This is a genomic window from Acidobacteriota bacterium (assembly GCA_016703965.1).
In the GTDB taxonomy this organism is placed as follows: Bacteria; Acidobacteriota; Blastocatellia; order Pyrinomonadales; family Pyrinomonadaceae; genus OLB17.
In genome coordinates this window covers 253,714-268,836 of sequence record JADJBB010000002.1, presented here as the reverse complement: position 1 = coordinate 268,836, position 15,123 = coordinate 253,714, and the positions used below count along the sequence as shown (strand labels likewise).

Genomic DNA, 15,123 nt, shown 5'->3' with positions numbered 1-15,123 from the left:
GAGATATCCAAAGGACAATTTTGCAAGTTTAGTCAGCTATGTGCAAATCGGTCGAACGAGGTAGTTACTTGTTGATTTACAAAATCCGCGGATAGTGTAAGAATCATCTCTGTGAAAAGATTAGGCACTGCTCTGTTTCTCGTTTTGGCTGCCTCACTTGCTGCGGCGGCTCAGCAGCGGCCTCTTTTAACAGACGATGTTGACATCACGCCTCCGGGTTCCCTTCAAATTGGTGTTGGAGTTGATTTTTTTCAGAACGCAAAATTCCCCCTCTCCGGAATCAACGGCGACCTGACCCGCGTGGGCGACATTCGAATTCGAACGGGATTTTCATCCAACGTCGAACTGCAGATCGAAGGTACGCTGCAGAACTTTGTTGCGATAAACTCGAGAAATCCGTCGTATATCCCGCTGACGGTAGACGGAAATTCCACCAACGATTTTGACGATTTTACGGTTTCAGCAAAGGTTAAGCTGCGAAATGAGACACGGATATTACCCGCTGTTGGCCTTAAGTTCGGCTTTCAGATGCCAAACACTGACCAGGCCCGAGGTATCGGAACAAACCAGATAAACGTCTTTTCTAAGATATTGCTCCAGAAGAAATTTGGAGACGTCGTCGACAACACTCCCAAATTTAACGCCATGGGAAACCTTGGGCTCCAGATAATGACCGCACCACTCGAGCGATTTACCCAGAATGACGTGATCCTGTATGGGCTTGCGGGCATTTATAGGCTGACGGATCGCGTGAACATCCTAGGTGAGGTCAACGGCCGTGCGAACACCCGGAGCGGATCAGTTCCAGTGGGGACCGAGAGCGTCGGGCAGTTCAGGATCGGTACGCAGATAAAGGCTTCGGGATTAAGGTTTGACACAGCTGCAGCATTCGGGCTCACGAAATATAGCCCTAGAACTGGAGTCATCTTTGGCGTAACCTACCAGTCGAAGAGCATCTTTACTCCAGCCAAATAATCAGATATTTATCGGCGAATTTCCCTTTCCTAATCCGGGCGACGTTCGGATCGCTTCATGCACAAATTTTTTTGAGATCCCGACCGAATCAACAAGGGTCTTTCCTAACGCAAGATTAGCTGTGATCGCGGCAGCGAGAGTACATCCGGTTCCGTGCGTTGAGTTCGTTTCGATAAAATCCTCCTCGAAGACGTGAACTTTATCTCCCAAGAACAGGAAATCCCTCGCCCTGTCGCCCGCTAAATGACCGCCTTTGATCAGAACATTTTCGGCACCGAAGTTACGCATGATTCCCGCTGCCGTAGCGATATCAGCCTCGGACCTGATCTGCATCCGAGCGATGAGCTCCGCCTCAGGAATATTTGGCGTGATCACAGTCGCTAGTGGAAATAACTTCTCGATCACCGAACTCAGTGCGGCATCATCTATTAGATCAAAACCGGACGTGGACCGAACAACAGGATCCACAACCACGTTCTCAATACCAAAGTGCTCGACCAAACGGGCGACCTCATCAATGATCTCTCGCGTAGGCAGCATCCCGGTTTTTAGAGCCGCAACCTCATAATCGTCGATGACCGGCTCAACCTGGCAACGAATTGAATCTGCAGTTTGATGAACTGCCCCGAAAACTCCCTGAGTGTTCTGAAAAGTAACTGAAGCTACTGCAGCTGTGGGGAAACACCCGAACGCCGAAAATGTCTTTATGTCAGCGATGATGCCGGCCCCGCCCGAAGGATCAAGCCCGGCGATCGTCAGGCAGACCGGTGGTTTCTTGTCTATTCCCTGATCTTTCATTGGTTTATTTTCAAAGCTAGGGAGCTCAGTTCGGCTGGATCGTTCAGCCACCGGATAGCTGCAAACCCAGCCGCTCCTGATGCTAGAACGGATTCATAATTTGAGCCATCGACCCCGCCGAGCCCGATGACCGGAAAACCCACGGTTTGGGAACAAACACTGGACAATTCAACCAAGCCGACTGCCCGCCCCTTTCCGGGCGTCTCGAATACAGGCCCGAATACTGCGAAATCTGCCCCTGCGAGCGCGGCTGCCGTCACATCTTCGGCCGTATGAGCCGAAACGCCGAGCAGAAGATCACTTGGAAAAGTACCCCTGATAACTTCGGCGGGCAGCGACCTCGATGTCAAGTGAACGCCGTCCGCGCCAGCTGCTAGAGCAACGTCAGCCCGATCGTTCACAAGGAGCCTCGTGCGAGACCCGCTCGTCAAACTCACGGCCTGATACGTTAGCTCATACAACACCCTGGCCGAGAGTCTTTTCTCTCGTATTTGCACAAGAGGAATCTCTAACTCAACCGCAAGTCGAATTATATCGAGGACCTCACCGCTCTTTTTCTCGAGATCGTCGTCAACCGCCTCGCCTTTGGTTATAAGGTAAATTAGGGGTCTATCAATTTGAAGGGTCACGCATCTTCCCCGGTTTCATTTCCCGCAAGCATCTTCACACTCTGGTTGAAATGGGCAACCTCCCAGAAGGCGATAACCAGATTGAGGACACCGAGTGCGGTAACTGCCCCGCGAAACCAAGTTGAAGCAACCGCCCGCTGCAATCCGGGAACTCCCGCCCGGTCAGAAAGAAAGACGAGCAGGTAATTTTCGCCCCACGGCCCGAAAAGCGCGTCCCACGGTGACAGAATCAGGTAAAAACCCAATAACATGCACAGAAGGATAAAAAAAATGACCGTTAGGCGTTCAACCATATCACTAACTCGTGGAATTTCTGCAGAGGTCAGTACTTCTTACTGACTTAACGAACAGTCTATTATAGTTACTATCCTCTGAGCAATTTTTGGCATAGTTGCCGCAGATCCATTCAACTAGAAGGCACCTCCCGATCGGGAGAATTATTGTGCCGTAACAACAAAGTCAAGTTCAGATCACATCAAAACCGCCCGCAGCCGGTACGTGCAACGCGAACGGTACGATAGTTGTAGGTTCTACTCAGGTAAGACCTTTTTAACGCGTAACTGATGGCAATTTTGGGGGTTTTTCACATTCGGGCGCGAATATTTTCACCATCATAGTCAGTTTTTTGATCGCGACCGCATCGAGTACGCAACGGAGGTGGCATGAAAAAGACGAGCTTGCGAATATTGATAATTGTTGCATTAGCTGCTGGTATGGTGCTTGGTCAAACAACCGCGTTCACATACCAGGGCAGTTTGCGTGATGGAGCGGTCCAAGCTAACGCGAACTATGACTTTGAGTTCCTGCTCTTCGACGCAGTGGCCGGCGGGAACCAGTTTGGGCCAGCGATTACAAGAAATGGCGTGGCGGTTGTCGATGGTGCTTTTGCTGTAAACCTTGATTTCGGCGATCAGTTTCCGGGTGCACTCCGCTTCATCGAGATTCGCGTCCGACCCGCCGGCACAGGTGCGTTTACCGCTCTGTCGCCGAGACAAATAGTCAACAGCGCTCCATATGCGATCAAGAGCGCGACGGCTGAAACCGCCGCCACAGCCACTACCGCGACAACCGCTACCCAGCTTAACGGGCAGTCAGCATCTTTCTATCAGAATGCGGGAAACCTTACTACAGGTACACTCGATGTCAACCGACTTCCCGTCCCGCTGAGCCTTACGGGTTCTAGTTCCGCAGCCGGAATACTGACACCGACAACTTCCCTTGAAATTATTCGAGGCGAGAACACCTCCGATGCTGATGGCTCCTCAGGTATCCACGGCTTGTCAACGGGGACCTTCGGAATTACCTACGGCGTACGTGGCAGAAGCACCAGCTCGAACGGACGCGGCATCGAAGGCTGGGCGTCGGCCACGACCGGCACGGCCTACGGTGTACAAGGCGTTAGCGAGAGCACCAGCGGCCGTGGGGTTTACGGATACTCGACAGCTCCTACGGGTGGCACTTATGGGGGATACTTTTCGAGCGTGAGCGAGACGGGGCGTGGTGTGTATGGTGTGAACGGATCACCTACGGGCATGACCTACGGCGGATTTTTCGAATCCAACAGCATCGACGGGCGCGGTCTGTTGGGACAAGCCAGTTCCCCTACCGGTGTTACTTACGGCGTGCGCGGCATCAGCGCGAGCACTGACGGCCGCGGCGTTTATGGCGAAGCCATCGCAACGACGGGGACCGCTTACGGAGGGTTCTTCCTAACCAGCAGCGACGGCGGGCGCGCTGTCTATGGCCTTGCCAATGCGGGAACAGGACCAACCTATGGTGGATTTTTCCAAAGCGACAGCGTCAATGGGCGCGGTCTGGTCGGCCAAGCCAGTTCCACGACTGGCATCACCTACGGAGTGCGGGGCATTTCGGCCAGTTCTGACGGGCAAGGAGTACATGGCGAGGCCATTTCAACAACCGGCACGGCCTATGGCGGATTTTTTGCGAGTTTTGCAAATGACGGACGCGGCGTATACGGTCTGGCAACGTCCACTACAGGAACGACAAACGGCGTGAGAGGCGAGAGCGACAGCGTTGACGGCCGCGGAGTGCTGGGGTCTGCTTCATCCGGAACGGGAACTACCTATGGCGGTTTCTTTCAGAGTTTCAGTACGGATGGGAGCGGCGTTTTCGGAAGGGCCACGGCAACCACGGGCTTCACCTATGGTCTGTTTGGCGAGAGCATGAGCGATACAGGGACCGGCGTTTTTGGCTGGGGCAGGTCGGTGACAGGCCAATCCTATGGCGGAAGATTCCATGCCGACAGCACATCCGGGTATGGCGTCTACAGTATTGCGACCGCTACTACCGGAAGCACTTTTGGCGTTTTTGGCAGGACCGAGAGTACATCGGGTCGTGGCGTTATGGGCGTGGCCACTGCCACAAGCGGGTCGGCCTTCGGCGTAAGAGGGCAAACCGCGAGCACCGGCGGACGCGGCGTTGACGGGATCAATACTAATGGTGGTGTTGGCGTGGGCGGCAGCAGCACCAGCGGCGGCGTCGGCGTGTATGGCGTGGGCGTCGGAACCGGTGCCCGTGGCGTTTGGGGAATTGGCGGGACTGGCGATGGCGCCTATGGCGTGTATTCCAGCGGCGAGTTAGGAGCGTCGGGCTCAAAGTCATTTAGGATAGACCACCCTGATGATCCTGAGAACAAGGTCCTTCGCCACTTTTCCACTGAAAGCCCAGAGATCATCAACTTCTATCGTGGAATGGTGATCCTAGACAACAATGGAGAGGCGATAGTCAAACTACCGGCTTACTTCGCAAAGATCAACAAAGAACCTAGTTACATGCTAACGGCTGTCGGGGTTCCGATGCCGAACCTTTACATTGCTGAGGAGATCGACGCGACTGCTCTGACCGTTGGTGCCGATGCCGGCCCGGGAGTGGCCGCGCCGCTTTGTTCATTCCGTATAGCGGGCGGCGTGCCGGGTTCCAAGGTGTCGTGGCGAGTCGAGGCCATCCGTAATGACCTATGGATGCGGCAGAATAAGCCTCAGGTCGAGGTTGAGAAAAAGGGGGCCGAAAAGGGAACTTACCAGCATCCTGAACTTTACGGCCAGCCAAAGGCAAAGGGGTCTGGGTATGAGACCACGCCCGAGGCAGACCATGTCAAGGATATAAAGAAATCCGTCCGACAGAAGCCAGCCCGCTTACCGTGACCGGAGTACAGATTTAACGGCGGTCTGATAGTTTCTGGAACTGCCGCTCCGATTAAGAAAAACAAGGACTTTGGAACGCTGCAGTATTGGCCGGGCGGTTAATTACTTGCAACAAGGTTCTTTACTCGTACACTGACATCGCGGAAATCTACGTTCTCGGCATATACCTGTTCAAAGTAGCGGGCGGCATTTGCTTCATCGCCATTGACTTCGTGAGCTCTGGCCAGTTCATACCACAGGCCGTGGTATTCTTCGTCGGCAATATCCGGCGTATCAAGCGCCCGTTCGAACCACGTGATCGCGTGCTTAGGCTTTCCGCTCTGCAAGAAGCAATGCCCAAGCAGGTTTGAACACTGGAAGAATCGTCTTGTTCCGTCATGCGTCTCGACCAGGCTCACCGCCTCCTGATACTCGCGAATGGCTTCTTCCATCAGCCCCATTTCCTGATAAGCGACGGCCATGTGATAGTGGGTTTCGTAGTCTTCATCGTCTTGATCTTCGCCACTTTCCAGGCCAAATTCGGAGCGGATCTCGTCAATGCCCAGCGTGCTGGCCACGAGTTCCTCATGATGTTCTTCAGCGACAACCGACGCCTCGACCGGTTTCTGCTCAACATATTCGACGCCGATCTTTCGGCGAAGCTCGGCAAATTCTTCTCGATCTCCAAATTCAGCGGCTAGTTCAGCCAAAGCCTTTTCGGCGAGATCGTTGTAGTCGTTCTCAATATAGAAGGTTATGCTTTCGAGTTCCTTCTCGATCTTCTGCTCGGCACTGGCGGAGAGTGGCGGAGCGTCGTTCGCGGGCTTGAAATCGAAGCCGGATGAACTTTCAAGTATCGCACCGTCGATAACCTCGTGATCTTCTTCGCCATGATCTACGCTGCTGGACTCGAGCTCCGATCGCTCGTCCTTAGCGAACTGAGCGTCCATCAACTCTTGATCGATCGGTGCATCTTCGTATCCAAATGGTTCGTTGATCTCGTTCAGTCGATCGCGGAATCGCGTTTCATGCGGCCGAATAACAACCAATTGAGACAATGCAAATCTCTCATCATCGACTGAATCGCGGCCGGCTGCTGCCGTATATAGGCGTTCGAGCGCGAGGCGGAATCCGTTTTCGTCTTTGAGCCAAGAGTTGTACCTGACGAGCAGCCGTAAACCTGAAAGTTGTGCCGGATCACGTTCGAGTATCTCGTTGATCCATTTCCCGCACTCATCTGACTGCCCGCCGGCGAGCAGGTATTCGGACGACATGGTGAGAATCCGCGCCGCGGATTCCGGATCGTTCACGTTCAAATAGATCCGGATCAGGTCGAGGAATTTTGGGTAATTCGCCGGCTCGATCTCGACAAGCTTGATAACAGCTTTCTCAGCTCCGGCGGCATTCTGTGAATCTATGCAGCATTCGATAAGCAAGTAGAGAACATCGCGGTTGTACGGCTCATTCTCGAGGATCTCTTCAAGCAGCGAAGAAGCTTTGCCGGCACGGCCCAGGGCTGTTTGAGCTTTGACCAGGCCGTTCAGGATACGGAGGTCGGTCGATTTGATATCAAAGCCCTTCATTAATGCACGGATCGCCTCTTCGTGCTTTCCCTGACGGCTGAATCTCGCTCCCGCCTCGGCATACGCCTCAAGTGCATCGTCTTTCTGATTCTCTCGGATGTATGAATCGGCGAGATTCATGCAAACTTCAGTGTTGTTTGGATCGAGCAGGGCAATCTGCTTGTACATCGCCAGAGCTTCGAGACGGCGGCCGTTCTTCTGATAGTGTTCGGCGAGCGTTGTATAGTGAGATCGCGCCTCCGAGAGCGAGCCTTTTATTTTATGCAGCTCCGCAAGTTTTGCTGACACTTCGATCGATTCAGGCTGGATACGCGATATCTTGTTATAGATCGCGATCGCCTTTTGAGAAAATCCCTGCGTGTTGTAGTGCTCTGCTACTTGTAAATAACAGGCGACAGCCTCTTTCTTTTCTGAGTTTTTGGCGTAAAGGTCGCCGAGCATGTTCAGCGTCGCGATGTCGCGCGGATCGTTATCGACCACAGATCGATATTCGGCGATCGCGGCTCGAATTTTGCCCTGCGCTACGAACCGCTCCGCATTTCGCATCGCTTTTGCTTTATCGAAACTCATTATTTTTTCTGTAAAAGAAGACTGCGGATCGCTTAACTGCCGGGCACGCCTTGTTGGGATTGTGATCTGGAGGAGTGCACAGGTTTCCTATGCGAACCTGTATGAAATACGTTAGCATGTGCCAGTTTGAGTGTCAACGTTTTTTATATTTGTTTTGCATTCTTGAACAACTAAAACCCGCGCGTTTTTGATTTTTCGCGGCTTGTCTCTTAGTCTTAAAGTTCGGACCGGTTCGCAGAAGTTTTTATGCAGGCATTGATTCTCGCAGGTGGTAAAGGTATTCGGCTTCGTCCGCTAACCGTTTACACGCCGAAACCGATCGTCCCCGTGGTAAACCGCCCGTTCCTGTTGTATCAGATCGATATTTTGCGCGAAGCGGGCGTGACCGACATCACGCTTTCGCTGAGCTATCAGCCTGATAAGATCGAGCACGTTCTCGGGAATGGTTCTGAATTCGGCGTTAATCTCCGCTATATCACTGAGGCGAACCCGATGGGTACCGGCGGGGCCTATAAACTGGCTGCGGAATCGCTAAGAGAGACGACCATTGTTTTAAACGGCGACATTCTTACTGATCTCAAAGTTTCCGAGGTCGTTAAATTCCACCAGGCAAATGAGGCGGCAGCTACTCTGACACTCGTGCCGGTCACGGACGTTTCCAGATTCGGCGTGTCGGAGGTTGATAATTATGGCCGGATCGTCCGTTTTGTTGAAAAACCGCAGGGCGAAGAACTTGCAGATCTCAAGACAAACACAATAAACGCAGGTGTTTACATCCTCGAGCCGTCGATCCTGGATCTGATCGCCAAAGACGCGAATCGCTCATTCGAATACGATGTTTTCCCTGATATTCTAAGCCGCGGCCTTCCTTTCTTTGGTTATGTGATGGAAGACAGCTACTGGCTCGACATCGGCACGCCGGAGAATTACCTGCGGGCTCATCATGATTTTCTCAGCGGAAAAATAAAGGGGATCGAACGTCCCGAATCCGCTTATTCGGACGTTACCACAAAAGCCGACATCGACAAGCGTTCTGTTCTTGGCGAAGGCTGCACGGTAAAGCCTGGGGCTCGGATCTTAAATTCCGTCATCGGGCCCGGTGTATACATCGAGGAAAAGGCCGTGATCGAAAATTCCGTGCTCTGGTCACATACTAAGGTTTCAACCGCCGCTGAGATCCGCGATTCTATCATCGGCCGCAGCTGTCACATCGGCCGCAATGTTACCGTCGGCGAGGGCTCCGTGATCGGAGACAAGACAACGCTTACCGACTACACAAGGGTCTAAATGCCTGAATTACCTGAAGTTGAACTGATCTCACGTTCTCTACACACGATCGTGAAGGGTAGAACCATCGCTTCGGCAGAATTGCTCCGCCAGCGTTTGGCTCCGGATATTTCGCCCGGAGATTTTGCCGAACGGTTAAGTTCGACCACCATCAATTTCGTCCATCGCCGCGGCAAACACATCCTGATCGACCTTACCGGCCGCAAAACGCTGATTGTGCATCTGCGGATGAGCGGGCGTTTTTCGCTTCTTCAGGCAGAGGCTGAGAATCCGAAATTTACCCACGCGCTTTTTCACCTAACCACCGGCGAACGCCTCGTTTTCGACGACCAGCGCCATTTTGGTCTGATGAAACTTGTTGAGACCGACACACTTCACGAAGCCAAAGAGCTAAAAAAACTCGCTCCTGAGCCCTTCTCAACAGAATTCTCGATAGAGTATCTAACCAAAGCAGCAAAAGGCTCGAAACGCAGTCTCAAAGAGTTCTTGCTCGACCAGACAAAGGTCTGCGGCCTCGGGAATATCTATGCCGCCGAAGCGATGTTCGCCGCCGGGCTCGATCCGACTAAGCCTGCTGATAAATTGTCAAAGAGCAGTATTGCTAAGCTCCACGAGGCGATCATCGCCGTCCTCAACGAGGCCGTTTCTCACGCCGGAACCCGCGACGTCGATCCGGAAAATCTTGAGGGCAGCTATTTCAGCGGACTCGACGATGCCGGTTGGTTCGTTTACGATCGCGAAGGCGAGCCCTGCAAAAACTGCGAAACACCGATCCTAAGGTTGAAACAAGGCGGGCGTTCAACGTACTATTGCCGCAAATGTCAGCGTCGATGACGTTCTACCTCTGGAGGCTTTCTCAAATGCTCAAAAAACTATCGATCACCGCTTTTTTCGCTCTTGTCTGCATCACCACACTTTCAGCAAATGCCCTCGCCTGTGCGTGCTGTGCTGAGCCGGGAACCTACAGCGTTTCGACTGGAAAAATTGCGTCGTACGAACTCGACCTGCTCAAGGACATGAAATTCGGCAAGGCGGCGAATCTTTACACGACTCCCGCAAGCTATGACGATATTAAAGGCATTGCCGAGGTTATCAAGGAGTTCGAAAAAACATCCGAAGGTGAATTCGATCTGGTCGATGCATTTACGGGCTCTGCCTGGACACTCCAGTTCATGACCGAAGGTGAGCAGAAAGGTTCGCTCGTGCTGCCCCGGCCGACCATGATGACCTCGCGGCGTGTCCACATTCCTGACAATACATCGAACTCTCCTAACGTCGTACTCTACAAGGAATGGATCTTCTCCGGCCGCGTGAGCCGAGGCACCGGCTTTTTCAAACGCGGCATCGTCACACCCGCGACCAAATACACCCTGCTCTTCCAGGGCCACGGCAACAACTGCGACAACGCCGAAGACTTCACGAACTGGCGCCTCGAGATCAACGGGCCAAAGGCGGACTTCGCGTTCTTTGGTAAAATGAAAGCCGCAGATATGAAAACTGCCCACGCCGCGAATCACGGTTACGGTTTTTCTCTCAACATTACAAACTGACTTTGGAAAAATGATTCAAAGTCTGGCCAACTCACTTCCGAACGGAACACTTGGGTCGGCGTTTTTCCGATGACCCCATCTTTGCTAACGAACAATCGTTTATCACCACACTCGGTGCTTCCAAAATATACGATCGAGTAAGGACTGCCTGGAGGACGTTCGCTGGGAGCGTTGTGGCTCACTATGTCAAAGGGCTGCCAGGAACTTATACCTTGTCGCGAATAACTACTTCTTTTTCCCCAAAGTGTCAGTTGGCTTCCGAAGAAGGATGCCCCGTTGAAATGAAGGAAGAAGTTCCGTATTTGAGATGGGAACCGGAAACTCAATTGCAATTCCAAATCGTTGATATCAGATTCCGATAGAGGAGGATAGACAATGTGTGTCCAGGCCTTCGGAGCGATCTCTGGAGCGGGTCGTACTAACCAAACCCCATTTTCCAGCCTTTGCTCCCCATCTTTTTTGACCTCGTTCAACAGGTTGTGAATCAGGTTTTCTATTTTCATCACTTTAATTGGTTGAGTTGATCCGCAGCAGGCGGATCTAATTCCAGGGCCCGCCGATATTCTAGGTAATGACTCGATGTCAGGCAATACGCTTGACACTTTCCACCGAAAGGAACATCATCATACTTAATGATCGTGGTGAGTTAATGCGACTTGCGACCACGTTAAATAAACTGCTAAACAGCTGAAAAGACATATCGAATTTTTGAAAAGTCTCGCTGTTTTGGCGAGGCTTTTTTTATAGATTTTTGATCTTGGAACTTAGATCTTTGAAGAGAGAATCAAAGGCCCAGATCAAAAGACAAAGATCATCTACCGAAAATGAAAAACTTCCGTGACCTGCTTAAAACCGACAGCGTTTACGTCTTTGATGGGGCGATGGGAACGCGCTTGTATGACAAGGGTATCTATATCAACCGCAGCTATGACGAGCTGAATATTGCGGCACCGGATCTGGTTCGCGAGGTTCATCAGGAATACATAGACGCGGGTGCCGATATTATCGAGACGAATTCGTTCGGAGCCACCCGCAATCTGCTGCAGGCTTACGGCCTCGAGAGCAAGCTGCACGAGATCAACGCTGCGGCGGCACGCATTGCCCGGGAGGCCGCAGGTGACAAGGTGTTCGTTGCCGGAGCGATCGGGCCGCTAGGCTTGCGGATCGAGCCCTATGGGCCGACCTCGTTTGATGAGGCAAAGGACATGTACAAGGCTCAGATCGAAGGCCTTCTCGAGGGCGGCGTGGATCTGTTCATCCTCGAGACTTTTTCAGTCGTAACTCTAATAGAACAAGCAATTAGAGCGGTTCGCGAACTGTCCGACCTGCCGATCGTTGCTCAGATGACGATCCAGATGGACGGCAAAACCATCTTTGGCAACACACCCGAGGCATTCACCGCCCGGCTCGACGAGCTCGGTGCCGACGTCATCGGACTCAATTGCGGCATGGGTCCGAACCACATTCTCAATGCACTGGAAAAAATGCGGGAGACGACGGACAAACCGCTGTCCGCCCAGCCCAATGCCGGATTGCCGCGTGACGTCCAGGGACGCCAATTCTACATGGGTTCGCCGGAATATATGGCGACGTTTGCCAAGCGGTTCGTCCAGGCGGGAGCAAAATTCGTCGGTGGCTGCTGCGGTACGACGCCGACGCACATCAAGCTCATCGCCGACGCTATCCGCTCGATCAGCCCACGTCAATCCATTGCCGAAGCCCGCAAGGAAAGCACGATCCACATCACGGAATTAAAACCGGAAGACGTTCAGGTCGTGCCGCCTGAGGAGCGTTCGCGTTGGTCGGCTAAGATTGCACGCGGCGAATTCGTCACCTCCGTCGAGGTTCTGCCGCCGAAGGGCTGCGATGCGGTAAGAACGCTTGAGTCGATCAGATTACTAAAAGATGCAGGCGTCGACGGCGTGAATATCCCTGACGGCCCGCGTGCTCAAACGCGAATGTCGGCTCAGGCGACCGCCGTTCTTGTCGAACGCGAGATCGGCATCGAAGCGGTTCTGCATTACTGCTGCCGCGACCGGAACTTACTCGGGATGATGAGCGATCTGCTGGGAGCTGCCGCATTGGGGCTCCATAATTTGCTGCTGATCACCGGCGATCCGCCCAAAATGGGTCCGTATCCTGACGCGACCGCTGTTTTCGACATCGACGCCATCGGCCTGACCAACATGGTCAACAAACTCAATCACGGCCTCGATCTCGGCAACAACCCCATCGGCAAACCGACCGCATTCTCGATTGGCGTCGGCGTAAATCCCGGTGCGGTGAATATGGAAGAAGAAATTCGCCGGTTCGAATGGAAGGTCGAGGCCGGAGCCGAATATGCCATCACGCAGCCGGTTTTTGACACCGAGCAGCTCCGTCGTTTTCTCGATATGATCTCACACGTACGAATTCCCATCGTCGCCGGGATCTGGCCGCTGATCAGCTACCGAAATGCGGAGTTCATGCACAATGAAGTGCCTGGGGTAAACGTCCCGGCCGACATTCTCGAACGGATGCGAATAGCGTCGGAAAAAAGCAAGGAACACGCCCACGACGAAGGCATCGCCATTGCCCGGGAATCTTTGCTCGAAGCAAGAGATTTAATTCAGGGCGTCCAGGTGTCCGCCCCGTTCGGGAATGTTAAGTATGCTCTGCAGGTTTTCGATGCTCTCGACGAGTTCAAAAACGACGCAATTGTTTAAAGTTAGGGAATTAAGACGATCTTACCCACCGCCTTATTTTCGATCACGTCATGATGAGACTGTGCTGCATCCGCGAGTGGGAATGTGCGGCTGACGACGGGGTCGAGTGAGCCGTTGCTGAGGCCTTCGAATATGGCGGTGTGGATCTCGTCGCGTTGCGATTGCGGCGAATTGAACAGCGACATGCCATAGATCGTTGCGTCTTTGGTCATTGCGAGACGCGGCGTAAATTGCAGCGAGCCTCGATTGCCAACAATGGTGATGCGGCCGAACATCGCTAGGCATTCAAAATCGCGTTCGAGATTAACGTTTGCGAGCATCTCGATAATGATGTCAACGCCTTTTCCGCCGCTGAATTCGCGGATCTGTTCGAAATGGTCTTCGTCAGTGTGGTCAAAGACGGCATCTGCGCCGTTATCGGCGACTAGTTTCTTTCCCTCTGGCGAACTCGCCGTACCGATCACATTCAAACCGGAGCCTTTCGCCCATTGCACCGCCGCCAGTCCAACGCCACCCGATGCTCCGTGGACCAGAACGGTCTCTCCGAAAACTGCCTCGGCTTTTTGAAACAAGGCACGATAGGCAGTCGCATACGGCGTCCAAATGCACGCACCCTTTTCACACGACACGTTATCCGGCAGCCGTCCGAGATCGACCTTATTACAGATCGCATATTCCGCATATGTTCCCGTCACCGTATTCGCCGTGTACACACGATCACCCGGCTTAAACTGCGTTACGCCCTCACCAACCGCCTCGACCACGCCCGCTCCGTCCTTGCCCGGCGTATATGGCAACTTCGGAGCATGTGCATGAATGCCGGTGCGAAGATAAGTGTCGACAGGATTAACGCCTGCGGCCTCGATCTTGACCAACACTTGGCTGTCGGTCAGCTGCGGAAGATCAACTTCCTCGACCTTCATCACTTCAGGCTCACCAAATTGACGGACAACGATCGCTTTCATATGAATAGTTTACCCACGAAACACACAAAAGACACGATACCGACCATGATTTCGTGTCTTTCGTGCTTGTCTCATTTTGTTTCCTTAATTTCCTGTTATCTTTCATCTCCGGGCCGTTATCCGACACACATATTGTCCGGGGGCGGTGGATCTCCACTGTGCACTTTTAAGGCAAGCTTAGCTTCCGTCTCGTCCTCCGATCGTGAAGGTTATCGTGTATTCAGCGCCAGGATTGGTTGCAGTTGAGCTGAGATTTAGATCTACGGTAACTGTCCATTTTCCGGTTTTATCTAATTGAACTTCTGAGTTTCCTTTTTCATTTCCCCTTTCTAACACTCCATCCGGTTTCACGATCTTATAAACCGCATCGGGATCGGATCCCGTCTCAGTCGTTTCGAATTGAATGTTGAAGATTTGCCCGGCTTTTGCATCAAGCGTATATTTATGCTGCCCATTTTTAACACTCATTTGGCATTTGAAAGTTTGACCAGACGTACCTTTCTTGAAATTCACCCCATTTGTAGGTTGACAGCCCTTTGTGATCGCGGCGTCATTTGCTTTAACAGTTTCCGCCTTATTCGTATTTTCTGCTTTAACAGGCTCTGTTTCCTTTGATGATCTTTGTTTTAATTCCAACTCTTTTTCTTTGAGAGCCAACTCCTTTTCCTTCAACTCTAATTCCTTCGAATTGCCAGTTCCCAAATAACCTAATTGTTTTAATTTATCAGCTCCCAAAAATCCTACTGCAGAAAGCAACAACAGGATTATCAGAACGGTTAATGCCAGTTTCAATTTCGAAGTCCCCTTCGATCCGTTTTCCTTTAATCCCAGCTCTTTTTCTTTCAGAGCCAACTCCCTTTCCTTTAACTCTAATTCCTTTGAATCAAACATAATTATCTCCTCGATTGCCTGAGAGCG

The 15,123-nt window shown here is 52.4% G+C and carries 13 protein-coding genes and 1 riboswitch; of the genes, 6 read left to right on the top strand and 7 right to left on the bottom strand.

All coding sequences use genetic code 11. From position 1 onward, the window contains the following. Positions 1–111 precede the first annotated feature (111 nt). Positions 112–975: a hypothetical protein gene (locus IPG22_01225; GenBank protein ID MBK6586934.1), complete on the top strand. Its 864-nt coding sequence runs from the start codon at positions 112–114 to the stop codon at positions 973–975. Here IPG22_01225 and thiD read toward each other — a convergent pair whose 3' ends face one another. From thiD to IPG22_01210, 3 genes are read right to left on the bottom strand one after another with little or no spacing between them, the layout of a single operon-like run. Next, positions 976–1,773, bottom strand: coding sequence for a bifunctional hydroxymethylpyrimidine kinase/phosphomethylpyrimidine kinase (thiD, locus tag IPG22_01220; protein ID MBK6586933.1), 798 nt, complete (start codon positions 1,771–1,773; stop codon positions 976–978). Further along, positions 1,770–2,402 carry a thiamine phosphate synthase gene (locus tag IPG22_01215; protein MBK6586932.1) on the bottom strand — a complete coding sequence of 211 codons (633 nt, stop codon included), beginning with the start codon at positions 2,400–2,402 and terminating at the stop codon, positions 1,770–1,772. Before IPG22_01215 ends, thiD begins: the two co-directional genes overlap by 4 nt. Then, positions 2,399–2,695 (bottom strand): hypothetical protein, encoded by a 297-nt coding sequence (locus IPG22_01210; protein ID MBK6586931.1) that lies wholly within the window; start codon positions 2,693–2,695, stop codon positions 2,399–2,401. The genes IPG22_01215 and IPG22_01210 overlap by 4 nt, the downstream gene beginning before the upstream one ends. Positions 2,696–3,064: 369 nt before the next feature. On the opposite strand from IPG22_01210, the gene IPG22_01205 reads away from it, so the two are divergent. Next, entirely contained in the window at positions 3,065–5,566 is a 2,502-nt protein-coding gene (locus IPG22_01205) for a hypothetical protein (protein ID MBK6586930.1), read from the top strand. Positions 5,567–5,664: 98 nt separating this feature from the next. Here the strand turns inward: IPG22_01205 and IPG22_01200 are convergent, their stop codons facing one another. Further along, positions 5,665–7,698 carry a tetratricopeptide repeat protein gene (locus tag IPG22_01200; GenBank protein MBK6586929.1) on the bottom strand — a complete coding sequence of 678 codons (2,034 nt, stop codon included), beginning with the start codon at positions 7,696–7,698 and terminating at the stop codon, positions 5,665–5,667. Positions 7,699–7,944: 246 nt separating this feature from the next. Between IPG22_01200 and IPG22_01195 the strand changes: the two genes are divergently transcribed. The 3 genes from IPG22_01195 to IPG22_01185 are packed head-to-tail and all read left to right on the top strand — an operon-like array spanning position 7,945 to position 10,535. Beyond that, entirely contained in the window at positions 7,945–8,985 is a 1,041-nt protein-coding gene (locus tag IPG22_01195; GenBank protein MBK6586928.1) for an NDP-sugar synthase, read from the top strand. After that, a complete protein-coding gene (mutM, locus tag IPG22_01190) occupies positions 8,986–9,819 on the top strand; it encodes a bifunctional DNA-formamidopyrimidine glycosylase/DNA-(apurinic or apyrimidinic site) lyase (protein ID MBK6586927.1) in 834 nt (277 codons plus the stop codon). It begins immediately after the preceding gene. A 26-nt stretch (positions 9,820–9,845) separates the two neighbouring features. Continuing rightward, a complete protein-coding gene (locus IPG22_01185; protein ID MBK6586926.1) occupies positions 9,846–10,535 on the top strand; it encodes a hypothetical protein in 690 nt (229 codons plus the stop codon). Here IPG22_01185 and IPG22_01180 read toward each other — a convergent pair. Next, positions 10,505–11,038, bottom strand: a complete 534-nt coding sequence (locus tag IPG22_01180) for an SMI1/KNR4 family protein (GenBank protein ID MBK6586925.1) — start codon at positions 11,036–11,038, stop codon at positions 10,505–10,507. The two genes, IPG22_01185 and IPG22_01180, sit on opposite strands and share 31 nt — an antisense overlap. A 125-nt stretch (positions 11,039–11,163) precedes the next feature. Continuing rightward, positions 11,164–11,239, top strand: a riboswitch (SAM riboswitch). A 120-nt stretch (positions 11,240–11,359) separates the two neighbouring features. On the opposite strand from IPG22_01180, the gene IPG22_01175 reads away from it, so the two are divergent. Continuing rightward, positions 11,360–13,240 (top strand): bifunctional homocysteine S-methyltransferase/methylenetetrahydrofolate reductase, encoded by a 1,881-nt coding sequence (locus IPG22_01175; protein ID MBK6586924.1) that lies wholly within the window; start codon positions 11,360–11,362, stop codon positions 13,238–13,240. Positions 13,241–13,242: 2 nt separating this feature from the next. Here the strand turns inward: IPG22_01175 and IPG22_01170 are convergent, their stop codons facing one another. Together IPG22_01170 and IPG22_01165 are read right to left on the bottom strand one after the other, a co-directional pair. After that, entirely contained in the window at positions 13,243–14,205 is a 963-nt protein-coding gene (locus IPG22_01170) for an NADPH:quinone reductase (protein MBK6586923.1), read from the bottom strand. A gap of 177 nt (positions 14,206–14,382) precedes the next feature. After that, positions 14,383–15,096: a hypothetical protein gene (locus IPG22_01165; GenBank protein ID MBK6586922.1), complete on the bottom strand. Its 714-nt coding sequence runs from the start codon at positions 15,094–15,096 to the stop codon at positions 14,383–14,385. Positions 15,097–15,123 lie beyond the last annotated feature (27 nt).

Coding starts and splice junctions, on each gene's coding strand:
- mutM (MBK6586927.1), top strand. CDS start 8,986: ATGCCTGAATTACCTGAAGTTGAACTGATCTCACGTTCTCTACACACG.
- IPG22_01210 (MBK6586931.1), bottom strand. CDS start 2,695: ATGGTTGAACGCCTAACGGTCATTTTTTTTATCCTTCTGTGCATGTTA.
- IPG22_01205 (MBK6586930.1), top strand. CDS start 3,065: ATGAAAAAGACGAGCTTGCGAATATTGATAATTGTTGCATTAGCTGCT.
- IPG22_01170 (MBK6586923.1), bottom strand. CDS start 14,205: ATGAAAGCGATCGTTGTCCGTCAATTTGGTGAGCCTGAAGTGATGAAG.
- IPG22_01200 (MBK6586929.1), bottom strand. CDS start 7,698: ATGAGTTTCGATAAAGCAAAAGCGATGCGAAATGCGGAGCGGTTCGTA.
- IPG22_01180 (MBK6586925.1), bottom strand. CDS start 11,038: ATGAAAATAGAAAACCTGATTCACAACCTGTTGAACGAGGTCAAAAAA.
- IPG22_01195 (MBK6586928.1), top strand. CDS start 7,945: ATGCAGGCATTGATTCTCGCAGGTGGTAAAGGTATTCGGCTTCGTCCG.
- IPG22_01165 (MBK6586922.1), bottom strand. CDS start 15,096: ATGTTTGATTCAAAGGAATTAGAGTTAAAGGAAAGGGAGTTGGCTCTG.
- IPG22_01175 (MBK6586924.1), top strand. CDS start 11,360: ATGAAAAACTTCCGTGACCTGCTTAAAACCGACAGCGTTTACGTCTTT.
- IPG22_01185 (MBK6586926.1), top strand. CDS start 9,846: ATGCTCAAAAAACTATCGATCACCGCTTTTTTCGCTCTTGTCTGCATC.
- thiD (MBK6586933.1), bottom strand. CDS start 1,773: ATGAAAGATCAGGGAATAGACAAGAAACCACCGGTCTGCCTGACGATC.